General features: G+C 66.6%; 20 protein-coding genes. 9 read left to right on the top strand and 11 right to left on the bottom strand.

From position 1 onward, the window contains the following. Positions 1 to 75: 75 nt before the first annotated feature. The 4 genes from ACWIDW_RS04815 to trxA all read left to right on the top strand — a co-directional run bounded on the left by ACWIDW_RS04815 (position 76) and on the right by trxA (position 5324). Positions 76 to 2190 carry a DUF6049 family protein gene (locus tag ACWIDW_RS04815; RefSeq protein ID WP_454123409.1) on the top strand — a complete coding sequence of 705 codons (2115 nt, stop codon included), beginning with the start codon at positions 76 to 78 and terminating at the stop codon, positions 2188 to 2190. After that, positions 2187 to 3806 carry a murein biosynthesis integral membrane protein MurJ gene (murJ, locus tag ACWIDW_RS04810; RefSeq protein WP_454123408.1) on the top strand — a complete coding sequence of 540 codons (1620 nt, stop codon included), beginning with the start codon at positions 2187 to 2189 and terminating at the stop codon, positions 3804 to 3806. The genes ACWIDW_RS04815 and murJ overlap by 4 nt, the downstream gene beginning before the upstream one ends. Positions 3807 to 3960: 154 nt before the next feature. Beyond that, positions 3961 to 4935 (top strand): thioredoxin-disulfide reductase, encoded by a 975-nt coding sequence (gene trxB / locus ACWIDW_RS04805; RefSeq protein WP_454123406.1) that lies wholly within the window; start codon positions 3961 to 3963, stop codon positions 4933 to 4935. Positions 4936 to 5000: 65 nt separating this feature from the next. Further along, positions 5001 to 5324, top strand: a complete 324-nt coding sequence (gene trxA / locus ACWIDW_RS04800) for a thioredoxin (protein WP_454123404.1) — start codon at positions 5001 to 5003, stop codon at positions 5322 to 5324. 161 nt (positions 5325 to 5485) lie between these two features. Here trxA and ACWIDW_RS04795 read toward each other — a convergent pair whose 3' ends face one another. The 11 genes from ACWIDW_RS04795 to rpmH all read right to left on the bottom strand — a co-directional run bounded on the left by ACWIDW_RS04795 (position 5486) and on the right by rpmH (position 15171). Further along, the gene (locus tag ACWIDW_RS04795) at positions 5486 to 5776 is read right to left on the bottom strand and encodes a tryptophan synthase subunit alpha (protein ID WP_177243789.1); all 291 of its coding nucleotides are present in this window, start codon (positions 5774 to 5776) and stop codon (positions 5486 to 5488) included. A 9-nt stretch (positions 5777 to 5785) separates the two neighbouring features. Next, positions 5786 to 7234: a sugar porter family MFS transporter gene (locus ACWIDW_RS04790; protein ID WP_454123402.1), complete on the bottom strand. Its 1449-nt coding sequence runs from the start codon at positions 7232 to 7234 to the stop codon at positions 5786 to 5788. A gap of 181 nt (positions 7235 to 7415) precedes the next feature. Further along, positions 7416 to 8399: a ParB/RepB/Spo0J family partition protein gene (locus tag ACWIDW_RS04785; protein ID WP_454123400.1), complete on the bottom strand. Its 984-nt coding sequence runs from the start codon at positions 8397 to 8399 to the stop codon at positions 7416 to 7418. Continuing rightward, complete coding sequence (locus ACWIDW_RS04780) at positions 8399 to 9280, bottom strand: ParA family protein (RefSeq protein WP_454123398.1); 882 nt, start codon at positions 9278 to 9280, stop codon at positions 8399 to 8401. The genes ACWIDW_RS04785 and ACWIDW_RS04780 overlap by 1 nt, the downstream gene beginning before the upstream one ends. Before the next feature lie 1540 nt (positions 9281 to 10820). Next, the gene (locus tag ACWIDW_RS04775) at positions 10821 to 11126 is read right to left on the bottom strand and encodes a GIY-YIG nuclease family protein (RefSeq protein ID WP_454123396.1); all 306 of its coding nucleotides are present in this window, start codon (positions 11124 to 11126) and stop codon (positions 10821 to 10823) included. Positions 11127 to 12016: 890 nt separating this feature from the next. Beyond that, positions 12017 to 12643, bottom strand: coding sequence for a 16S rRNA (guanine(527)-N(7))-methyltransferase RsmG (gene rsmG / locus ACWIDW_RS04770; RefSeq protein ID WP_454123394.1), 627 nt, complete (start codon positions 12641 to 12643; stop codon positions 12017 to 12019). 132 nt (positions 12644 to 12775) lie between these two features. Next, the gene (locus ACWIDW_RS04765; RefSeq protein ID WP_454123392.1) at positions 12776 to 13261 is read right to left on the bottom strand and encodes a Jag family protein; all 486 of its coding nucleotides are present in this window, start codon (positions 13259 to 13261) and stop codon (positions 12776 to 12778) included. Beyond that, positions 13261 to 14325 carry a membrane protein insertase YidC gene (yidC, locus tag ACWIDW_RS04760; RefSeq protein ID WP_454123390.1) on the bottom strand — a complete coding sequence of 355 codons (1065 nt, stop codon included), beginning with the start codon at positions 14323 to 14325 and terminating at the stop codon, positions 13261 to 13263. The genes ACWIDW_RS04765 and yidC overlap by 1 nt, the downstream gene beginning before the upstream one ends. Before the next feature lie 3 nt (positions 14326 to 14328). Then, the gene (gene yidD / locus ACWIDW_RS04755) at positions 14329 to 14679 is read right to left on the bottom strand and encodes a membrane protein insertion efficiency factor YidD (protein ID WP_454123389.1); all 351 of its coding nucleotides are present in this window, start codon (positions 14677 to 14679) and stop codon (positions 14329 to 14331) included. Further along, a complete protein-coding gene (rnpA, locus tag ACWIDW_RS04750) occupies positions 14676 to 14978 on the bottom strand; it encodes a ribonuclease P protein component (RefSeq protein WP_454123387.1) in 303 nt (100 codons plus the stop codon). Before rnpA ends, yidD begins: the two co-directional genes overlap by 4 nt. Positions 14979 to 15033: 55 nt before the next feature. Beyond that, a complete protein-coding gene (gene rpmH / locus ACWIDW_RS04745; protein ID WP_022879826.1) occupies positions 15034 to 15171 on the bottom strand; it encodes a 50S ribosomal protein L34 in 138 nt (45 codons plus the stop codon). Between the two features lie 343 nt (positions 15172 to 15514). On the opposite strand from rpmH, the gene dnaA reads away from it, so the two are divergent. From dnaA to gyrB, 5 genes are all read left to right on the top strand, one after another. After that, a complete protein-coding gene (gene dnaA / locus ACWIDW_RS04740) occupies positions 15515 to 16909 on the top strand; it encodes a chromosomal replication initiator protein DnaA (protein WP_454123386.1) in 1395 nt (464 codons plus the stop codon). Between the two features lie 417 nt (positions 16910 to 17326). Then, complete coding sequence (gene dnaN / locus ACWIDW_RS04735) at positions 17327 to 18469, top strand: DNA polymerase III subunit beta (protein ID WP_454123384.1); 1143 nt, start codon at positions 17327 to 17329, stop codon at positions 18467 to 18469. A gap of 45 nt (positions 18470 to 18514) precedes the next feature. Continuing rightward, positions 18515 to 19696, top strand: coding sequence for a DNA replication/repair protein RecF (gene recF, locus ACWIDW_RS04730; protein WP_454123382.1), 1182 nt, complete (start codon positions 18515 to 18517; stop codon positions 19694 to 19696). Beyond that, on the top strand, positions 19680 to 20186 hold the full coding sequence (locus ACWIDW_RS04725) for a DUF721 domain-containing protein (RefSeq protein ID WP_454123380.1): 507 nt from the start codon (positions 19680 to 19682) through the stop codon (positions 20184 to 20186). Before recF ends, ACWIDW_RS04725 begins: the two co-directional genes overlap by 17 nt. A 116-nt stretch (positions 20187 to 20302) precedes the next feature. Beyond that, positions 20303 to 22351, top strand: a complete 2049-nt coding sequence (gene gyrB, locus ACWIDW_RS04720) for a DNA topoisomerase (ATP-hydrolyzing) subunit B (RefSeq protein ID WP_454123379.1) — start codon at positions 20303 to 20305, stop codon at positions 22349 to 22351. Positions 22352 to 22364: the final 13 nt, after the last annotated feature.

Here is a 22364-nt window from a genome sequence, read left to right as displayed (position 1 = left end):
GCCTTCAGGGTTCCCCGCGTTGCGCGCCCTAGAATCGGGGGCGTCGTCGGTGCTGGCATCCGGCGACCCGCACTCATGATCTCGACACTCCGCGAAGGCCGACGCCCGCGCGCGCGGCGGCTGCTGAGCCGCCTCGCCGCGGCGCTCGTCGTCGGTTCTCTCGGCCTGACCGCCGCACCGGCGGCGGTCGCCGACGACGCGGATGCCGAGCAGCCGGCCAAGGCGAGCGTCGAGATGTTCCTCTCGGTCGGCGACACCGGTGAGGCCGCGCTCGGCGCCCCGCTGCTCGGCAGCGTGACGATCGAGAACCCCACCGACAGCGACCTCACCCCCGGCAGCCTCAGCGTCGAGCTGAGCACCACCCCCCTCTCCGACGGCGCCGCGCTCGACGCGTGGCTCGACGGCGACACCCTCGGCGGTGCGTTCCGCACCCTGGCCGTCGAGAGCTCGCCTGCGGTCGCCGACGGGTCTGATGAGACGGTCGATCTGACGGTCGAGCCCGCCGCGCTGGGCGAGCTCGCTCCCGGCGTCTACCCGCTCCGGGCCCGGCTCACCGGGGCGACCACCACTGATGCAGCAGGCAAGACCGTGCCGTTGAGCGTCACCACCGGATCGGTGCTCGTCGTTCCCGCGCCCTCCGACGCCCGCACGGCGGTGATCGTGCCGGTCACCGCGACACCCGAGAACGGCGCCCTGCTCACGGCCGACGAGCTGAGCACCCTCACCGCCGAGGGCGGCTCCCTCGCCGAGCTGATCGACGCCGTCGCCGGCACCGGTGCGATCCTGGCGATCGACCCGGCGATCCCCGCATCGATCCGCGTGCTCGGCGACCGCGCTCCCGTCAGCGCCGGCCAGTGGCTGGAGCGCTTCGAGGCGCTGCCGAACGACATGTTCACCCTGCAGTTCGGCGATGCGGATGCCACGGTGCAGTCTCAGAGCGGGCGCTCCGAGCTGCTCGGCACGCCCGATCTCACCCCGCTTCTCGACCCCGCCGACTTCCCCGCCGTGGATCCGAAGCTCGAGCCGACCTCGAATCCCACCCCCACGCCCGTCCCCACCGCCGAGCCCGAACTGCCCGACAGCAGTGAGCTGACGGCCGTGCGCGGTGCGCAGGGCGGCATCCTCTGGCCGCGCCCGTCGGTGACCGAGCAGGATCTCGCCGCCTTCGGCGCCTACCTCGGCGACAAGGTCACCACGATCCTCCCCTCCACCTCGGTGCAGGGCGACGGGGCGGCCGTGCACAGCGCGGTCGACGCGCGTGACCTGCTGATCACCGACGCGGCGGCGTCCGCCCGCCTGTCGGCCGCCGTCGAGCAGACCGATCCGGCCGCGGCGGATGCCGGGATGGCCGCAGTCGCCGGGCACCTCTTCTTCGCCCGGCAGCGCAGCGCCCTCACCGCGGTCGCGCTCGAGCGATCCGAGACCCGCTCGCCGGAGGCGCTGCGCACGGCCCTCGTCGCGTTCGCCAGCCCGGGAGCGACGCTCAGCACACTGCGCGCCGGCGATCCGGCATCCGTCTCCCTCACCGAGACGACCGCCGGTGCGCGGGTGGCAGAGCTGAACAGCATGCTGGCCGCCGCCGACCGGCTCACCGCCTTCGCGACGATCCTCGACGAGCCGGCCGTGCTGCTCGTCCCGGATCGCATCCGCACGCTGCGGGTGATCGGGGTCGGCCTCACCGACGAGGAGTTCGCCGAGCAGGTCGCCGCTCACACGAAACGCGTGAACACCACCCTCGCCTCGGTGACCGTGGTCAAGCCGAAGCCCGTGCAGCTGTTCACCTCGGCCGCACCTCTTCCGGTCTGGGTGCGCAACGACCTGCCCTGGCCGGTCACCGTCACGCTGTACAGCACCCCCTCAGACAACCGTCTCGACATCCAGCCGGCGACCGAGGTGACGGCGCTCGCCTCGAGCTCGACCCGCGTCGACGTTCCGATCGAGGCTCGCGTCGCGAGCGGCCGCGTCGACGTGACCTTCCGGCTCAACAGCCCCACGGGGGTGCCGATCGGGCAGCCCGAGGTCGCCGACGTCACGCTGCGCGCCGACTGGGAGGGCATCGGCCTCGGCATCCTCGGTGCAGTGATCGTGCTGCTGCTGATCGTCGGCAGCCTGCGGATGGCTCGTCGCCGCAGAGCGGATGCCCTGCAGCAGGCTCAGGGGCCGACCGGGCCCGCAGAAGGAGAGCAGTGACAAGTCTCGGCCGCGCCAGCGCCATCCTCGGGGCGGGGACGCTGATCTCCCGCGTCACCGGCCTGATCCGCACGATCGTGCTGGTCGCCGCGATCGGCACGATCGGCCAGGCGGGTGACGCCTTCGGTGTCGCGAACCAGCTGCCGAACAACGTCTTCACGATCATCCAGACGGGCATCCTCACCGCGGTGATCATCCCGCAGATCGTGAAGTCCGCCAGCCACCGCGACGGCGGGCAGGCATACATCTCGAAGCTGTTCACCCTGGGCACGGTCGTCTTCCTCGGCGCGACTGTGCTGGCCATGCTCGCCGCGCCCTGGCTGGTGGCGCTGTACGGCCCGAACTTCACCCCCGAGCAGATGGCCCTCGCGATCGCGTTCGCCTTCTGGTGCCTGCCGCAGATCTTCTTCTACGGGCTGTATGCCCTGATCGGCGAGACACTCAACGCCAAGCGCGTCTTCGGGCCGTACACGTGGACCCCGGTCGCGAACAACATCGTCTCGATCGCGGGATTCCTCGTGTTCATCGCCCTGTTCGGCGACAACCAGAGCCGGGTGGATGTCTGGGATCCGACGATGATCGCGGTGCTCGGCGGCACCGCGACGCTCGGCATCGCCGTGCAGGCCCTGCTGCTGCTCTTCGCCTGGCGTCGCACGGGTCTGCACCTGCGCCCCGACTTCCGGTGGAAGGGCGTCGGCCTCGGCCAGGTGGGCACGCTCGCCGGCTGGACGTTCCTGATGGTGATCGCGGGGCAGATCGCCGGACTCATCCAGACCCGCGTCGTCACCGACTCGTCGGGCGACTACCCCTCGGTGTTCATGATGCAGGCCGCCTGGCTGGTGTTCATGCTGCCGTACTCGATCTTCGCGATCTCGATCGGCACCCCGTACTTCACCCAGATCGCCGAGCACGCCCACGCGAACCGGCGCGATGAAGTGCGCTCCGACGTCGCCCGCTGCATCCGGGTCGTGTCGCTGTTCATCGTCGGCTCGGGCATCGCCCTCGCCGTCGCCGCGGTGCCGGCCACGCGCATCTTCACCGAGAGCCCCGCGGATGCCGTCGCCGCGGCCCCCGTGCTGATCTGCTATCTCGTGGGTCTGCTGCCGCTGTCGCTGCTGTTCATCGTGCAGCGCGCGTTCTACGCGTTCGGCGACACCCGCACCCCGTTCGTGTTCACCCTCGTGCAGGTGGGCCTGATCATCGGCTTGTCGTACCTCGCCGCCGCGGTCGCGCCGCTCAGCCAGCTCGCCGCCGCGGTCGCCCTGGGGCAGTCGATCGCCGGGCTCGTGCAGACGGTGATCGCCGTGCTCATCCTGCGGCACCGTCTCGGCGGTCTCGAGCTGCCGCAGACGTTGCTCTCTCTCGGCCGCTTCGTGATCGCCGCCGTGCCCGCGGGCCTGGCCGGATGGGGCACCTACCTGCTGCTGGGCGCCGACCGGGGATGGGCCGCCGGGCAGACCGGATCGACGTTCATCGACAAGCTGCTCGGCGCGGTCGGCACCGGTGTGATCGGCCTCGTCGCCGTCGTCGTCTACGCGCTCGTGCTGCTGGTGCTGCGTGCGCCCGAGATGGATGTCGCCCGCAGGCTCGTCACGCGGATTCTGCCGCGACGCTGAGACCCGTCGAAGGCGGCGGCATCGGGCATCCGGACTCGTCGTCCTGCGCGGCGGCTCTCCCGGCGCGCGGGAATGCCACCCGGTTACCATGGGTTGAAGCAGACGACGCGGATCATCCCGCGCCCGCCGGACATCCGCAGCCTTAGGAGAGCACATGCGTCAGGTCATCATCATCGGCTCCGGCCCGGCCGGTTTCACCGCCGCGATCTACGCGGCGCGCGCCAACCTCGAGCCGCTGCTGGTCGCCAGCACCGTCGAGGTCGGCGGCGAGCTGATGAACACGACCGACGTCGAGAACTTCCCCGGTTTCCCCGACGGCATCCAGGGGCCCGACCTGATGGCCAAGCTGCAGGCGCAGGCCGAGAAGTTCGGCACCGAGGTGCTGTACGACGACGTCACCGAGCTTCAGCTCGACGGACCGGTCAAGAAGGTCATCCTGGGCAGCGGTGCGGTGCACGAGGCGTCGACGATCATCTACGCGACCGGCTCGGCCTACCGCAAGCTCGGGGTCGAGGGCGAAGAGCGCCTGTCGGGCTATGGCGTCTCGTGGTGCGCGACGTGCGACGGCTTCTTCTTCCGCGAGAAGGAGATCGCGGTCGTCGGCGGTGGCGACTCGGCCATGGAAGAGGCGACCTTCCTCACCCGCTTCGCCTCGAAGGTGTACGTCATCCACCGCAAGGACACCCTGCGCGCATCGAAGATCATGCAGGAGCGGGCGTTCGCCAACGAGAAGATCGAATTCATCTGGAACAGCACCGTCGACGAGATCCTCGGCGGCGACTCGGTCAGCGGTGTGCGTCTGCGCTCGACCGTCGACGAATCGACCCGTGAGCTCGCCGTCGACGGCGTGTTCGTCGCGATCGGCAACGACCCGCGCACCCACCTCGTGCACGACAAGCTGCGGCTCACCGACGCCGGCACGATTTGGGTCGACGGGCGCTCGTCGCGCACCTCGGTTCCCGGTGTGTTCGCCGCCGGCGACGTGATCGACCCGACGTACCGTCAGGCCGCCACCGCCGCAGGATCGGGCGTCGTCGCGGCGCTCGACGCCGAGCACTTCATCGCCGACCTCGAAGACGCGTCGGTCGAAGAGCCGGCGGCGCTGGCCGCCGAGATCATCGTCGGCTGAGACACCGGGAACACTTTCCGCTCACTCGACGTTGGTACGGGTGACACCGAACAAGGAGTATTCGTATGACTGCCAAGGCAACCACGCAGGCCACCTGGGAGCAGGACGTCCTGCAGGCCGAAGGACTCGTGCTGGTCGACTTCTGGGCCGCGTGGTGCGGACCGTGCCGCATGGTCGCGCCCGTGCTCGACGAGATCCAGGCCGAGAACCCCGACAAGATCACGATCCTCAAGCTCAACGTCGACGAGAACCCCGATCTGGCCATGAAGTACCAGATCACCTCGATCCCGGCGATGAAGGTGTTCCAGGGCGGAGAGGTCAAGACGACCATCATCGGCGCCAAGCCGAAGTTCGCCCTTGAGCAGGACCTCGCCCCGTTCATCGGCTGAGCCCATCCTGGGTCCTGAGCCCAACCTGGGTCCCTGAGCCCAACCTGGGTCCCTGAGCCTGCCGAAGGGCCCTGACCCCACGCCGGCCCCCGACCCCATCCTGGGTCCCTGAGCCTGTCGAAGGGCCTGTCACCATCTGCGGTGACAGGCCCTTCGTCGTCTTACGCGGCCAGCATCCGCCAGACGGTGGTGCTGAGCTCGGGGTACTCGTGCGCGATGCTGCGCAGCACGCTGTCGTTCCAGCGCGGATCGCGCGGATTCCCGCCGCGATCCTCGTACACGTCGGTGCGCAACAGCAGCACCACGAGCTCGTCGACCGACGGCAGCTCCGACATGAAGTCCCAGGGATCCTCGCCGCTGCGCAGCCGCTCGTGGACGAGCACCGAGCGCTCGTCGCCCGCCTCCGCGCGCAGCACTTCGAGACTGGCGCGGCGGGGGAACGAGGGGATCACCACACAATTCTACGAGCGCCGAGCGCGTGTGCGGCGCTCGACCTTCACATCCTCGCTCATCGATTCGAGCTCCCTCCCCTTCGTCTCGGCGACCTTGAAGTACACGAAGAAGAACGACAGCAGTGCGAAGAACGCGTAGAACCCGTACGCGAACGTGAGTCCGATCTCGGCGAACGCCGGGAAGGTCGTCGAGATGAAGAAGTTCGCCGCCCACTGCGCTGCCGCAGCCACCGCGAGAGCGCCGGCGCGGATCGAGTTCGGGAACATCTCCCCCAGCAGCACCCACACCAGCGGGCCCCAGGTCGCACCGAAGAACACCACGAACGCGTTGGCGCTGATCAGAGCGACCGTCGACCACGGGTCGGGAAGGGTGACCGCGCCCTCGGCATCCAGCGTCCCGAACGAGAAGGCGACCGCCATCAGCCCCAGCGTGACCGTCATCCCGATCGAACCGACCATCAGCATCAGCCGGCGACCGACGCGATCGACCAGCAGGATCGCGATGATCGTCACGACGATGTTCGTCACCGATGTGATGACGGTGATCGTCAGGGCATCCGACTCGTCGAAGCCGACCGACCGCCACAGGGTCGTCGAGTAGTAGAAGATCACGTTGATGCCGACGAACTGCTGGAAGATGCTCAGCAGGATCCCGACCCAGACGATCGGCTTCAGACCGAAGCGGTGGCCGCGCAGATCGCTCAGCGACTCGGTGCGCTCGGTGTTGATGGTGCCGGTGATCTCGGTGATCTTCGCCTTCACGTCGACGGTGCCGGTGACCAGGGTCAGCACCTCGGCTGCCCTGTCGACGTCGCCGCGTGCCACGAGGTAGCGCGGCGACTCGGGCAGGCGCATCGCCATGATTCCGTAGACGACCGCGGGGACGGCCTCGGCGATGAACATCCAGCGCCAGGCATCCAGCCCCCACAGCGGCTCAGCCGCGCCGCCCGCGACGTTCGCGAGAAGGGCATCCGAGAGCAGGGCGATGAAGATGCCGGTGACGATCGCGAGCTGCTGCAACGATCCGAGCCTGCCGCGGACGTGCGCGGGCGACACCTCGGCGATGTAGGCGGGGGCGATGACGGAGGCGGCGCCGACGCCGAGGCCGCCGACGACGCGCCAGATGATGAGGTCGATCACCCCGAATGCGAGGCCTGATCCGATGGCCGAGACGAGGAACAGCACGGCCGCGACGAGCATCGTGGGGATGCGCCCGTAGCGGTTGGCCAGTGGACCGGCGAACCACGCGCCGACCGCGCAGCCGATGAGCGCCGACGACACGGCGAAGCCCTTGAGTCCGACGCCGAGACCGAACGCCCCCGCCAGGGCATCCACCGCCCCGTTGATCACCGCTGTGTCGAATCCGAAGAGGAATCCGCCGAGCGCTGCGGCGATACTCACCCCGATGACTCGGCCGCGAATGCCCTTCGCCGGGCCTGCTCCTGCTGGATGTGTCATGATGCCCCTCCTCTTCCGGTGTTCCGGATGCTAGCGGAGCGCGCACACGGGCAGAAAGGGGCGTGCGCCGGGGCGTGGAAAGCGGTAGAGAGGGCGTGCGGGGTGTCGATCCTGCGCCCGAATGGCCGATGAGCACCGGGCGTACCCGGTGCTCATCGGCGGTTGTGGTGATCGACTCGGATCAGCGCGATCCGAACTCCTCTTCGCCGAGTTCGGCGAGAATCCGGTTGAGATCCTGGATCGACGCGAATTCGATCTTGATCTGGCCTTTTCGCGCACCGAGAGCGATCTGCACCCGCGTGTTCAGGCGATCACCGAGCTTGTGCGAGACCTCGTCGAGGTACGCACGGCGCGCCCCCGCGGTGGGCTTGCTCGACGGAGTCGACGTGGTGGGCAGGATCTTCGCGGCGGCCTCGGTGGCGCGCACCGAGAGGTCTTCGTTCACGACCTTGTCGGCGAGGCGCTGCATCTGCTCGGGCGTCTCGACAGACAGGATGGCACGGGCATGGCCGGCCGAGAGGACTCCGGCGGCGACGCGCTGCTGCACAGGCACCGGCAGGCGCAGCAGCCGGATGGTGTTGCTGATCTGCGGACGCGAGCGGCCGATGCGAGTGGCGAGCTGCTCCTGCGTGATGCCGAAATCTTCGAGAAGCTGCTGGTAAGCGGATGCCTCCTCGAGCGGGTTCAGCTGCGATCGGTGCAGGTTCTCGAGAAGAGCGTCGCGCAGCAGATCCTCATCTGCCGTCTCGCGCAGGATCGCCGGGATCGTGGCGAGGCCGGCCTCGCGTGCGGCGCGGGTACGCCGCTCGCCCATGATCAGCTCGTACTCGCCGTCCGCGTTCTGGCGGACGATCACCGGCTGCAGGACGCCGAACTCGCGCACGCTGTGCACGAGTTCGGCAAGGTGATCCTCATCGAAGTGCGTGCGCGGCTGACGGGGATTCGGAACGATGCTGTTCGGGTCGATCTGGATCAGCCGCACGCCAGGAACCTGCGAGAGCTCCGCCTCATCGGTGGCGGTGACGGTCTTCTCGGGCTGCGCGGGGGCGGCATCCGTCTTCACCTTGGTCGCGCCGGGGAAGAAGACGTCGACCGGACGCTCCGTCTGATCCGTCGTGGGGATGAGTGCGCCGATTCCCCGACCCAGTCCAGTGCGCTTGGCCATCATGCTCCCTTGTTCTGCGCGGCGGATTCCTTGCGCTGCGCGATCTCGACTGCTGCTTCCCGGTAGGCGACCGCCCCCGCCGACGTGCCGTCGTACGAGATGACGGTCTGTCCGAAGCTCGGAGCTTCGGAGACCCGCACCGAGCGCGGGATCACGGCGCTGAGCACCTGCTGCGGGAAGTGGGTCCGCACCTCGTCGGCGACCTGCTGGGCGAGGCGTGTGCGCGCGTCGTACATCGTGAGCAGGATGGTCGAGAGGTGAAGTTCTGGGTTGAGGTGCTTCTGGATCATCTGGATGCTGCCGAGCAGCTGGCTCAGGCCCTCGAGCGCGTAGTACTCGCACTGGATGGGAATGAGCACCTCGGATGCCGCGGTGAACGCGTTGATGGTGAGCAGTCCGAGCGAGGGCGGGCAGTCGATGATGACGAAGTCGACGGGATGGTCGCGCAGGTACTCCTCCAGAGCACGACGCAGACGGAATTCTCGGGCGACCTGGGAGACAAGTTCGATCTCGGCGCCGGCGAGGTGGATCGTGCTGGGTGCGCAGCGGAGGTTGTCGGACTCAGGACTGTCCTGAACGATCTCGCCGAACGGAAGATCGTTGATCAGAACGTCGTAGATGCTCTTGGTGTCGGCGGAATGCGTCACTCCCAGCGCCGTCGAGGCGTTTCCCTGCGGGTCGAGGTCGACCACGAGCACTTTCGCGCCGAGATCAGCGAGGGCGGATGCCAGATTGACGGCCGTCGTGGTTTTTCCCACCCCGCCCTTCTGGTTCGACACCGTGAAGATGCGGGTATCCCCGCTGAACTCGACCTCGACCGTCTTGAGCGCCTTGCGCCGAGACGAGAGGTCTGCGAGTTCCCGAGCGAGCGGGGTATCCATCCCGAAATCCTGGTTCGGCGATGCGTTGTCGGATGGTTTCACGTGAAACATCGACTCCTTTCGGGACCGTCCTCCACTCTACGTGATCACTCCCCCACTCCCCCGCCGCCCCACCCTCCCGTGCTCATTGAGCGAGGAGCGCAGCGACGAGTCGAAATGCCTGCCCCCCCCCGGTTAGGCGCAGTGCACGCATTCCCTTCCCCGGTCATTGAGCGAGGAGCGCAGCGACGAGTCGAAATGCTCGCCCCATCCCCAACCAGCCACACACCACCCCGAACACTCAGCTCCGCGACCCCCTACACCCGTTTCACGTGAAACGTGCATTCGCCGAGGAGCGCAGCGATATGTCGAAATCCTCGAGGCCCCCCAGTCATTGAGCGAGGAGCGCAGCGACGAGTCGAAATGTCCTCCCGTCCACAACCAGCCGAACACCGCCCCGCTCACGTAGCACCGCGAGCCCTCCAAACACCTTTTCACGTGAAACGCGCAGCCCACGCTCACCTTCACGCCGATCATCCACCCAGAAGCGCAGCGATATGTCGAAATCCCCGAGGCCCCCCCGGTCATTGAGCGAGGAGCGCAGCGACGAGTCGAAATGTCCTCCCGTCCACAAGCAGCCGAACACCACCCCGCACACGCAGCACCGACGCACCCGACAAACACCTGTTTCACGTGAAACGCGAATCCCACGCTCACCTTCACGCCGATCATCCACCCATAAGCGCAGCGATATGTCGAAATCCTCGAGGCAACCCCGGTCATTGAGCGAGGAGCGCAGCGAGGAGTCGAAATGTCCTCCCGTCCACAACCAGCAGCACGCCACCCCGAGAACGGAGCACCGCCGCCCCCGGCAAACACCTGTTTCACGTGAAACGCGCATCCCAGGCTCGCCTTCACGTCGATCATCCACCCAGAAGCGCAGCGATATGTCGAAATCCTCGAGGCACCCCCGGTCATTGAGCGAGGAGCGCAGCGACGAGTCGAAATGCCCTCCCGACCACAACCAGCAGCACGCGACCCCGATAACGGAGCACCGCCGCATCCGGCAAACACCTGTTTCACGTGAAACGAGCATCCCAGGCTCGCCTTCACGCCGATCATCCACCCAGAAGCGCAGCGATATGTCGAAATCCTCGAGGCCCCCCGGTCATTGAGCGAGGAGCGCAGCGACGACTCGAAATGCCCACCCGTCCACAACCAGCAGCACGCCACCCCGCACACGCAGCACCGCCGCACCCGGCAAACACCTGTTTCACGTGAAACGCGCAGCCCACGCTCACCTTCACGCCGATCATCCACCCAGAAGCGCAGCGATATGTCGAAATCTTCGAGGCCCCCGGTCATTGAGCGAGGAGCGCAGCGACGAGTCGAAATGCCCACCGGCCGCAAGGGCTCATCGAGCTACTCCTCTCCTCCGGTCATTGAGCAACCAGCGCAGCGACGAGTCGAAATGCCCGGAGCCCCCGCCTGCATTCGCACGCTGTCGACCATGATGAGTCAATGCGCAAGAAGGCCCTGTTTCACGTGAAACGTCGGGAGTTCACCGCGGCCCTGCGGATCGAAGGGCCCGCTCACGAGCGCTCCACCCTTTGATCGCCGCGAACCCACCTTCGACGAAGGCCAGGCGCTTTGCGTGACTCCATCCCTGGATCTGCTTCTCTAGGGCAAAGGCTTCGTCAATTCGATCGAACTCGGCCCACCAGATAAGCTCCACCGGACGGCGACCCGTCGTGTAGTCACTACCCAAACCCTGCTGATGTGCTGCTAGTCGGTCGTCGAGGTGCTTAGTGCTGCCCGCGTAGAACGTGCCATCGGCACAGCGCAGAATGTAGGTATAGCCGTTCATAGAAGAACTGTAGAGACAGCGCCTGGCCGACGAACCCCTGGGGTCGGAAGACCTGGAAAATCGACCCGCACGACGTCTTGTGCAGGACGAGTGACAACGCGGACTTGGAGATAGACGACGGACACAGCTATTCGTCGAACCGTGTGAGCTCTCGTGCCACAAGACAGTTTTCTCCGACACGGGCCGGACGTGCGTTTCGACTCGCTGCGCTCGCTCAACGACCGCCAGCCTGATGGGTGCAACGGGTGACTAAACACTGCTCTCATCTGAGAACGAGGGTGGGGGGAGCGCGGCGAACGCGCTGGGAGCGTTTGGACCCGCTGCGCTCGCTCAACGACCGACCGGTGTGCGAGGCGTTTCACGTAAAACGACGTACTCGATCCGTGCAAGAACGGGGGCGGGGTGAGCTCGCGCGAAGGCGCTGGGAGCGTTTCGACTCGCTGCGCTCGCTCAACGACCGGCAGCGTGCGGGGTGTATCACTTGAACCGAAGCGCTGTGCTGATGCGAGAACGTGGATTCGGGGCGCGGGGGCGTTTCGACTCGCTGCGCTCGCTCAACGACCGAGGGGTGCGCGAGGCGTTTCACGTGAGAACGAAGAGTTGCGCCCATGCGCGAGTGGGATGCGCGATGCAGGAGTGCGTTTCGACTCGCTGCGCTCGCTCAATGACCGAGGGATGCGCGAGGCGTTTCATGTGAGAACGGAGAGCTGCGCCCCTGCGCGAATGGGATGCGCGATGCAGGAGTCCGTTTCGACTCGCTGCGCTCGCTCAACGACCGAGGGGTGGGCGAGATGTTTCACGTGAAACGGAGAGTTACGCCTATGGGCGAACGGGGATGCGCGATGCGGGGGTGCGTTCGACTTGCTGGGCTCGCTCGGTGATCGCGAGGGTTACGCGCGGACGCGGGCGCGCACGACGCGAGTGGGCTCGGAGAGGAGGTCCTCCCCCAGCACCTGGACAGCGACATCCGTCACCTTGTGCTTCTTCAGCACCTTCTGTGCCGATTCGATTTCGGCCGGCACGTTGTGCCCCTTGAGTAGGATCAGCTCGCCGCCGTCCCTCACCAGCGGAGCGGTGATCGGGATTAGCGTGCGCATCGCACTCACCGCACGAGCCGTGACGACGTCGAACTCGAGGCCCACATCCTCGGCCCGTGCGCGCATCACTCGCACGTTGTCCAGGCCTAGAGCGTCCACCTGCTCATTCAGCCAGGAGACGCGTCGCTCCATCGGCTCGATCAGCGTCCACTGCAGGTCCGGACGGCTGATCGCCAAGACGAGGCCGGGCAGACCGGCGCCGGAGCCGACATCCGCGACCGAGCCAGAGAAGAGAGGCGCGGCAATGGCCGAGTTCAGGATGTGACGCGTCCAGATGCGGGGCAGTTCCAACGGGCCGATCAAGCCTCGCAGCTCCCCCTCGGCCACGAGCGCCGCCGTGAACCGGCGCGCCAGGTCGATGCGATCACCGAACAGCTCCACCGCGATCGCGGGCTCGGACTCGACATCGGAGGTGGTCATGACGGGGATCCTAGAACTCAGGGGGTGTAAGGGAAGGGCGTTTCGACTCGCTGCGCTCGCTCCACGACCGGGAAGCTCGCTCAACGACCGGGGGGTCGGCGACGGAACGTATGCCACGTTCCACGTGAAACATCAGCCGCGGGAGATCACCGTGTGCCGGTCAGCACCGTCGCCGTACGACTCCGAGGTGAGGCCACGCTCTGAGACGATGTCGTGCACCAGCTTGCGCTCGTAGCTCGACATCGACGGCAGGGACGCCTGGGTGGCACCCGCGTCGAGCTTGGCGACCGCGGCATCCACCAGCTGCTCCAGCTGACGCCGGCGCGTGTCGCGAGATCCGCCGATGTCGAGGATCAGACGCGAGAACGTGCCGGTCTTGCTCTGCACGGCCAGACGCGTCAGCTCCTGCAGCGCCTGCACGGTATCGGGCTCGGAGAGCACCGACAGACCATCGCCCTCCGCCTCGACAGAGACGTAGGCGCGCCCCTGGCGCACGTCGAGGTTCAGGTCGCCGTCGATGTCGGCGATGTCGAGCAGCTCCTCGATGAAGTCAGCGGCAACGTCGCCTTCGTGCTCGAGCTCCTCGAGCGAGGGAGCGGTCTTCACATCGTCGGTCATCAGTTGGAGCCCTTCTTCTTCGCACGCTTCTTGCTCATCGGCTGCTCGCGCTTCGGAATCTCGGCCTTCGCCTTCTCGAGCTCCTCGAACTTGCGCTGCTCTTCCGCCTCGTACACGGCAATCGGGACGACCTTGCCCTCCGCGTTGATCGCCTTGCCCTTGCGAGCCAGACGCTCTTCGCGCGCCTTCGCCGCCTCTGACCCGTGGGTGGGCATCTCGCGGATGACGAGGAACTGCTGCGCCATGGTCCACAGGTTCGACACGAACCAGTACATGACCACACCGAGCGGGAAGAACACACCCGAGAAGATGAAGCCCAGCGGCAGCACGTACAGCATGATCTTCTGCATCTGGTACGCCTGGCCGGTCTTGGCCTCGGGCGACAGGTTCTTCGAGATGATCTGCAGCTGAGTGAAGAACTGCGACACGATCATCAGCACGACGAGGATGGCGAGCAGGATGATCGCGGGGGTGTTCCCGCTGTTCCACGCATCGCCGAGAGTCTCATGCAGCGAGACGGAGCCGAGCAGCTTCGCGTCGTAGAACTCCTTGGTCAGCTCCGGGCTCAGGGCGCCCACCCCGCCCATTCCGGCCTCGGCATGCATCTTCACATCGCGCAGCACGCTGAACAGCGCGAAGAAGATCGGCATCTGCACCAGCAGCGGCAGGCAGCTCGACATCGGAGTCGTACCGTGCTTCTTGTACAGCGCCATGGTCTCGCGGCTCATCGCCTCGCGAGAGAGCTGATCCTTCTTGCCGCGATACTTCTCCTGAACTTTTCGCAGTTCAGGAGCGATTTCCATCATCTTCCGCTGGCTCTTGATCTGCTTCACGAACAGCGGGAAGACCGCAGCGCGCACGACGATCACGAGGCCCACGATCGACAGGACCCAGGTCACACCAGCGGCCGCCTCCATGCCGACGGCCGTGAACAGCCAATGCCAGGCGACCAGGATCAGCTCGACAGCCCACCTCAGCGGCCAGAGAATGATCCCGATGAAGTCGAACCCACCGCCGGAATCGGCCGGCGGGGTGGTGCTTGCGAGCAGGAGGTCAAGACCCACTGTTCAGTCCTTTCGAGCGGGTACGACGAACCCGCGCGGGGTCAGGTCGTATCGGAAACGAGCGTGGTGCTTGACGTCGTCGACGCCGCCCGCGCTCCACGGATTGCAACGCAGGATGCGCCAGGCCGAGAGCACTGCTCCCCACACGGCGCCGTTCTGCTGAACCGCTCCTACAGCGTACGCGGAACAGGACGGGTAATACCTGCACACATCCCCATAGAGCGGGGAGATCACGGCGCGATACAGGGTGAGGAATGCGAGAACGAGATTGCGGGGCAGCAGCAGGATGCCGCGCAGCAGATCGGATGCCCGGAACCGCGCCGTTCCGAAGGCGTAGGAGGGCAGCGCGCTCATGCCGGTGCCGATCCGACGAGAACGCGACGCAGGCAGCGCTCGACATCGGCGCGGAGGGAGGAGAAATCCGCTTCGGCGGATGCAGGAAGGGCACGGATGACGACATCCGTGCCCTCAGGAACCATGTCGATGAACTCCGCGCACACGGCCTTGAGGCGTCGGCGAACGGTGTTGCGAACCACGGCGGTTCCTACCTGCTTGCTGATGATGAACCCGAACCGGGGTGCCCGCTGGTCCGCGCCGGCGAGCACCGAGGTGATCAGGCGTGGTCCGCCGCATCGCGTTCCGCGGCGAACCACCTGTCGGTAGTCGACGCCGCGAGTCAGTCGATTCTGACGGGCGAGCACTGGGCGGTCAGGCCGAGAGCTCGGTGCGGCCCTTCGCGCGGCGAGCCGACAGGATGGCGCGGCCGGCGCGGGTGCGCATGCGGGCGCGGAAGCCGTGCTTCTTGGCGCGACGACGGTTGTTGGGCTGGAAAGTGCGCTTGCTCATGGAATCACTCCGGGAATGGTGTCACCGGGTCGAATCAACCGGAGACGGGGGGTACTGCCTGAATGGCATAAGTCAACCGATTAAGGGTACGACCTGCCGCGACGCAGGGCAAATCCGCGTCCGGATGCCAGGGTCTGCCGCATCCGATCGCGGCGCCATGACCGTCGAGTTGCGCACACCCATTATCCACAACTGTGAAGATCTCACTCGCACGTGAGACACCCGCGTGTTTCCGCGGGCGGCTTGCTGTTAACCGCACCGGTGACTACCGTGGCATCCGACGTTATCCACAGGGGAAGATCACGCTTGACGGCGCGTTTTCCACAACTTCGCCCGGAGCACCATGACCTCTGCCGCCCATCCCGATGTGCCCATCTGGTCGACCCTGCTCGAGCGACTCGCCGAAGACGATCGCGTCAGTCCGCAGCTGCACGGCTTCCTGAGCCTCGTCGTACCGGCCGGGATCATGGGCGGCGTGCTGTACCTGGACGTGCCCAACGACCTCACTGCCGCACAGATCAACAAGCGACTGCGGGTGCCCATGATGGAGGCGCTCTCGGCGATCGGCGACGAGGTCACCTCGTACCGCACGGTCGTGAACCACGAACTCGTCGACCAGCCGACGGCACCGATCGCCGTCTCGGACTTCGCGATCGCCGAGCCGGCGCGTGTCGAGTCCCCGATGGAGCAGCAGCCTGCTCCCCTGCGGCACGAATCGCGTCTGAACCCCAAGTACACCTTCGACAACTTCGTCATCGGGCAGTCGAATCGCTTCGCCCACGCCGCCGCGGTCGCGGTCGCCGAAGCCCCGGCGAAGGCGTACAACCCGCTGTTCATCTACGGCGATTCCGGACTGGGCAAGACGCACCTGCTGCACGCGATCGGCGACTACGCCCAGTCGCTCTATGCCGGGGTGAAGGTCAGATACGTCTCGAGCGAAGAGTTCACGAACGACTTCATCAACTCGATCGCCAACAACCGCGGCGCCGCATTCCAGAGCCGGTACCGCGAGGTCGACATCCTGCTCATCGACGACATCCAGTTCCTGCAGGGTCGTGCCGAGACGCAGGAGGCGTTCTTCCACACCTTCAACCAGCTGCACGACCACAACAAGCAGGTCGTGATCACGAGCGATGTCGCGCCCAAGCTGCTCACCGGCTTCGAGGACCGCATGCGCAGCCGCTTCGAGTGGGGTCTGATCACCGACGTGCAGGCGCCCGATCTCGAGACCCGCATCGCGATCCTCCGCAAGAAGGCGCAGAGCGAGTCGCTGCACATCCCGGACGAGGTGCTCGAGTACATCGCGACCGTCGTCTCGTCGAACATCCGCGAGCTCGAGGGGGCCCTCATCCGGGTCTCGGCGTTCGCGAGCCTGAACCGCTCGATGCTCGACATCTCCCTGGCCCAGACGGTGCTGCGCGACATCGTCGACACCACCGAAGACAACATCATCTCGCCGACCGACATCATCACGGCGACGGCGGCCTACTTCAAGCTCACGGTCGACGACCTGTACGGATCGAGCCGCTCGCAGCAGATCGCGACCGCACGCCAGATCGCCATGTACCTGTGCCGGGAGCGCACGAGCCTGTCGCTGCCGAAGATCGGCCAGCTCTTCGGCAACCGCGATCACACCACGGTCATGTACGCCTGCAAGAAGATCAGCGAGCTCATGAAGCAGCGCCGATCGCTCTACAACCAGGTCACCGAGATCACCACCCAGATCAGCCGTCGCTGATCGTGCGACACGCCTGATCCCACCGCAAATCGCGGCGGTTCTCCGCAGGGCCTGTGGATAAGTTGTGGAAACTCTCGCGTCCGGATGCCTCCGCCACCACCCACCTGTGGATAACCGGCATCGTCGCTCGAGAGCCTCGCACCTCCGTATCCCGCGGATTCCTCAGGGATTCCACATCTGACACGTGTGTAGTTTCCTACTCCCCGCTGATATCCACCGAGTTATCCACAGAATCCACAGTTGTTAACACCGTTAAGAGATTTCCATCTGGAGAGGGTTCATCCGATGACCAGACGGATGTGGACGAACCGGCGCCGATCTCGCAATCCGGGTGGTGGAGCGCTCGTCTCCTGCGGCTAGCATGGGATCGCCTGCAGTGCGCCCACTGCAGTGAGCCGAGGCAACGAGGGAGCGCCCGTGAGGTTCCAGGTCAACCGCGATGTGTTCAGCGAGGCTGTGTCCTTCGTCGTCAAGCTGCTCCCGCAGCGCAATCCGCAGCCGATCCTCGCAGGAGTGCTGATCGAGGCATCCGGTGAGGGACTGACCCTCTCGGCTTTCGACTACGAAGCCTCCGCCCGCACGACGATCGAGGCGACCGTCGACGAGCCCGGCACGATCCTCGTGCACGGACGCCTGCTCTCCGACATCGCGAGCCGCCTGCCCAACGCGCCGATCGAGATCGCCGTCGAGGACGACGGCGGGATCGCCGTCACCTGCGGATCGGCACGCTTCACCCTTGCGGCCATGCCGGTCGAGGAATATCCCTCGATCCCCGAGGTCACCGGCTCGACCGGCGTCGTCCCGGCTGAGGAATTCGCGACCGCGATCGCCCAGGTGGCCTTCGCCGCATCGCGCGATGACGTCACCCCGGTGCTCACCGGCGTGCAGCTCGAGGTCGCCGAGCACAACCTCAGCCTGGTCGCCACCGACCGCTACCGCGTGTCGCTGCGTGACGTGCCCTGGGACGGCGAGGTCGCCGAGCAGTCCGCACTGGTTCCGGCGCGCACCCTGACCGAGGTCGGCAAGACCTTCGCACACGCAGGCACCATCGAGGTCGCGTTCTCGGGCGCGGGCGACCGCGAGATCATCGCCTTCACCGCCGGCAACAAGACGGTCACTTCTCTGCTGATCAAGGGCAATTTCCCGCCTGTGCGCCGGCTCTTCCCCGAGCAGACCGACCACTACGCGGTGGTCAACACGGCAGAGCTCATCGAGGCCGTCCGTCGCGTCGCGCTGGTGCTCGATCGCTCGGCACCGCTGCGATTCACCTTCGGCGCCGACGGTGTGACGATGGATGCCTCGGGCAGCGAGCAGGCACGGGCATCCGAGTCGGTCGACGCGCACCTCAACGGCGGCGACGAGGTGACCCTGGGTCTCAACCCGCAGTACCTGCTCGAGGCGCTCGGCGCGGTCCGCAGCGAGTTCACCCGCGTCACGTTCACGTCGAGCGACAACGCGAACAAGCTCAGCCCGGTGCTCATCACCAGCCAGACCTCGGTCGACCAGGCCGGCCTCGATTCGTTCAAGTACCTGCTGCAGCCGAACCTCCTGCTGCGCTGAGGTTCTGCAGGGGCCGATGTCGGGGCCCGAAGGTAGGCTGAAGCGGTGATTGTGGAGCACCTGAACCTGGTCGATTTCCGCAATTACGCGACCGCTGACCTGGCTCTGCATCGCGGTCCGAATGTGCTGGTCGGCAGCAACGGCCAGGGCAAGACGAATCTCGCCGAGGCGATCGTCTTCCTCGCCACCCTGGGATCGCATCGGGTGTCGTCAGACGCCCCGTTGGTGAAGGATACGAAGGACTTCGCCGTCATCCGCGCGCGTCTCGCGCACGGAGAGCGCAAGGTGCTCGTCGAGGTGCAGCTGAACAGGCAGGGCTCGAACAAGGCCCGCATCAACGGATCCCCGTCGAAGACCAACGAGCTGCCCCGCTATGCGCACGTCGTGCTGTTCGCCCCGGAAGACCTGCAGATCGTGCGCGGCGACCCGTCATCGCGCCGACGATTCGCTGATCAGATGCTGATTCAGCGCATGCCGCGCATGGCCGGTGTGATCGCCGACTACGAGCGGGTGCTGCGCCAGCGCACGGCGCTGCTGAAGTCGGCGCGCGCCCGCGGCGTGCGCGGCGAGGGGCTGTCGACTCTGGATGTGTGGGACGACAAGCTCATCGCCCTGGGCTCGGAGATCATCCACGCGCGACTTCGGCTCGCCGCCGACCTGCAGGGTCCGGTGGCCGACGCCTACGCGGCGATCGCGGGTGCGGACCACCGTCCGCAGCTCGAATGGGCACTGTCGGTGCGCGGTGCGGTTCCCGAAGACGACTCCGACGACGAGGTCGACGCCGACGCCGATCCACGCGGCGAGATCGCCGACCAGTTCCGCTCGGCGCTGCAGGCCAAGCGCAGCAAGGAGATCGATCGCGGTCTCACCCTCGTCGGTCCGCACCGCGACGATCTCATCCTGCGCGTGCGCGACCTGCCGGTGAAGGGCTACGCCTCCCACGGCGAATCGTGGTCGGTCGCGCTGGCCCTGCGTCTGGCATCCGCCGAGCTGCTGCGAGCCGAGTCCCCGGCCGGCGATCCGGTGCTGATCCTCGACGACGTGTTCGCCGAGCTGGATGCCGACCGCCGCCAGCGCCTCGCGGCGCTGACCGCCGGCTACGAGCAGGTGATCGTCACGGCGGCCGTGGAGGCCGACATCCCCGAGCCGCTGCACCGTCATGTCGTGCGGATCAGCGCCGGCACGATCAGCGATGAGAGGGAGGATGCCGATGACCCGGGTCTCTGAGCCGGTCGACGGGCCGCAGCCTCCCGAGACGATCGCGACCTACCTGCGTCTGCGCGGGCTCAAGCCGAGCGCGAAGAACTGGAAGCGCCGGAAGCGCATCGAGGTCGACGACGACAATGCGCCGTTCACCAAGGGGCGCGATCCCGGCATGCTCGGCGATGTGCTGGCGAAGCTCACGAAGGACTCGGGGTGGGAGAAGACCCTCGCCGCCGAGGACCTCGTCAGGCAGTGGGCCGAGCTCGCCGGCGCCGACACGGCGAAGCACTCCGAACCCGTGTCTCTCGAGCGCGGGGTGCTCACGGTGAAGTGCGATTCGACCGCATGGGCGAAGAACCTGCAGTTCATGCGGGCGGTCATCATGACCGAGATCACCACCCGGTATCCCGATGCCGGCGTGCAGAACATCCGCTTCATCGGACCGGACGTGCCGTCGTGGAAATGGGGTCCGCGGGTTGTGCCCGGGCGGGGCCCGCGGGACACCTACGGGTAGGACACCACGGCCGCACCCTCAAGCGCTCAGAAGCGATCACACGGCGTTTGAGGCGCATGTCGACCTTCGCAACCCGCTAGAATGGGTACTACTTTCGATGTGGAGAACCATTTCTGATGACGCCTGAAGACAACGCCGACGACGCTTCGACGAACGCGCCGACCGAGAACAGCTCCGCGAAGGTCTCCGGCGACTACGGGGCCGACCAGATCCAGATCCTCGAAGGTCTCGAAGCCGTCCGCAAACGGCCCGGCATGTACATCGGCTCCACCGGGCCGCGCGGTCTGCACCACCTCGTGTACGAGATCGTCGACAACTCGGTCGACGAGGCCCTGGCCGGTCATGCCGACAACATCGAAGTCACCATTCTCGAAGACGGCGCGGTGCGCGTGGTCGACAACGGCCGCGGCATCCCCGTCGATCCGCACTCCTCCGATCCCAGCAAGTCGACGGTCGAGGTCGTGCTCACGATCCTGCACGCGGGCGGCAAGTTCGGCGGCGGCGCCTACGCCGTCTCGGGCGGTCTGCACGGCGTCGGCTCGTCGGTGGTCAACGCGCTCTCGACCCGTTTCGACGTCGAGGTCAGGCAGAAGGGCTTCGTCTGGCGGCACCGGTTCGCCGAGGGCGGCGTGCCGCAGCAGCAGCTCGAGAAGGGCGAGCCGACCGATGAGACCGGTACGGCCATCACGTTCTGGCCGGATCCCGAGATCTTCACCGAGACGGTCGACTTCGACTACGACACGCTGCGCACCCGCTTCCAGCAGATGGCGTTCCTGAACAAGGGACTGCGCATCGCGCTGCGCGACGAGCGCCCGGCATCCGCCCTGGAAGACGAGGTCGACGGCACCGTCGTCACCCGCCAGCCGGGCGACGTGTTCCTCTACGAGCGCGGTCTGGTCGACTACGTCGAGTACCTCAACAAGGTGCGCAAGGCCGAGGTCGTCAACGACGAGATCATCGCGTTCGAGTCGGAGGACACGGTGCGCAAGATCTCGCTCGAGCTGGCGATGCAGTGGACCACGTCGTACACCGAGAACGTGTTCACCTACGCCAACACGATCAACACGCACGAGGGCGGCACGCACGAAGAGGGCTTCCGTGCCGCGCTGACCAGCCTCGTCAACCGCTACGCCCGGGCGAACAACCTGCTCAAGGAGAAGGACGAGAACCTCTCCGGAGACGACGTCCGCGAAGGCCTCACGGCGGTCATCTCGATCAAGCTCGGCGAGCCGCAGTTCGAGGGTCAGACGAAGACCAAGCTCGGCAACACCGAGGCGAAGGCGTTCACGCAGAAGATCGTGAACGACCAGCTGGGCGACTGGTTCGACCGCAACCCGCAGCAGGCGAAGAACATCATCCGCAAGGCGATCGATGCCGCGACCGCGCGACTGGCAGCCCGGAAGGCGCGCGAGACCGCCCGCCGCAAGAGCGTGTTCGAGTCGGCAGCGATGCCCGACAAGCTCAAGGACTGCACGAGCAAGGACCCGTCGATCAGCGAGATCTTCCTCGTCGAGGGTGACTCGGCCGGCGGCTCGGCGGTGCAGGGGCGCGACCCGCACACCCAGGCGATCCTGGCGCTGCGCGGCAAGATCCTCAATGTCGAGCGCGCGCGACTCGACAAGGCGCTGGGCAATCGCGAGGTGCAGGCGATGATCCAGGCCTTCGGCACCGGCATCGGCGAGGACTTCGACATCGAGAAGGCCCGCTATCACAAGATCGTGCTGATGGCGGATGCCGATGTCGACGGCCAGCACATCACCACCCTGCTGCTCACGCTGCTGTTCCGCTACATGCGCGGACTCATCGAGGCCGGATTCGTGTACCTCGCGATGCCCCCGCTGTACCGCCTGAAGTGGTCGAACGCGCCGCACGAGTACGTGTACTCCGACGCCGAGCGCGATGCGCTGCTCGCCCACGGAGCCGAGAACGGCAAGCGCCTGCCGAAGGATGCCGGGGTGCAGCGCTACAAGGGTCTGGGCGAGATGAACGCCAAGGAGCTGTGGGAGACGACGATGGATCACACCACGCGCACGCTCCGCCAGATCACCATCGACGACGCCGCCGCGGCGGACGAGATCTTCAGCGTGCTGATGGGTGAGGACGTCGAGTCGCGACGCACCTTCATCCAGCGCAACGCCAAGGACGTCCGCTTCCTCGACATCTGACGTCGCGACGATT

This window comes from Microbacterium sp. NPDC055312 (genome assembly GCF_053645675.1).
Note: the sequence above shows the minus strand (reverse complement) of the source record. Positions and strands in the feature narration are given on the sequence as shown.

Bases quoted from the DNA above. Each gene is read 5' to 3' on its own strand.
- ACWIDW_RS04815 (WP_454123409.1), top strand. From the start codon at position 76: ATGATCTCGACACTCCGCGAAGGCCGACGCCCGCGCGCGCGGCGGCTG.
- trxB (WP_454123406.1), top strand. From the start codon at position 3,961: ATGCGTCAGGTCATCATCATCGGCTCCGGCCCGGCCGGTTTCACCGCC.
- trxA (WP_454123404.1), top strand. From the start codon at position 5,001: ATGACTGCCAAGGCAACCACGCAGGCCACCTGGGAGCAGGACGTCCTG.
- ACWIDW_RS04790 (WP_454123402.1), bottom strand. From the start codon at position 7,234: ATGACACATCCAGCAGGAGCAGGCCCGGCGAAGGGCATTCGCGGCCGA.
- ACWIDW_RS04785 (WP_454123400.1), bottom strand. From the start codon at position 8,399: ATGGCCAAGCGCACTGGACTGGGTCGGGGAATCGGCGCACTCATCCCC.
- ACWIDW_RS04780 (WP_454123398.1), bottom strand. From the start codon at position 9,280: ATGGATACCCCGCTCGCTCGGGAACTCGCAGACCTCTCGTCTCGGCGC.
- ACWIDW_RS04775 (WP_454123396.1), bottom strand. From the start codon at position 11,126: ATGAACGGCTATACCTACATTCTGCGCTGTGCCGATGGCACGTTCTAC.
- rsmG (WP_454123394.1), bottom strand. From the start codon at position 12,643: ATGACCACCTCCGATGTCGAGTCCGAGCCCGCGATCGCGGTGGAGCTG.
- ACWIDW_RS04765 (WP_454123392.1), bottom strand. From the start codon at position 13,261: ATGACCGACGATGTGAAGACCGCTCCCTCGCTCGAGGAGCTCGAGCAC.
- yidD (WP_454123389.1), bottom strand. From the start codon at position 14,679: ATGAGCGCGCTGCCCTCCTACGCCTTCGGAACGGCGCGGTTCCGGGCA.
- rpmH (WP_022879826.1), bottom strand. From the start codon at position 15,171: ATGAGCAAGCGCACTTTCCAGCCCAACAACCGTCGTCGCGCCAAGAAG.
- dnaA (WP_454123386.1), top strand. From the start codon at position 15,515: ATGACCTCTGCCGCCCATCCCGATGTGCCCATCTGGTCGACCCTGCTC.
- ACWIDW_RS04725 (WP_454123380.1), top strand. From the start codon at position 19,680: ATGACCCGGGTCTCTGAGCCGGTCGACGGGCCGCAGCCTCCCGAGACG.
- gyrB (WP_454123379.1), top strand. From the start codon at position 20,303: ATGACGCCTGAAGACAACGCCGACGACGCTTCGACGAACGCGCCGACC.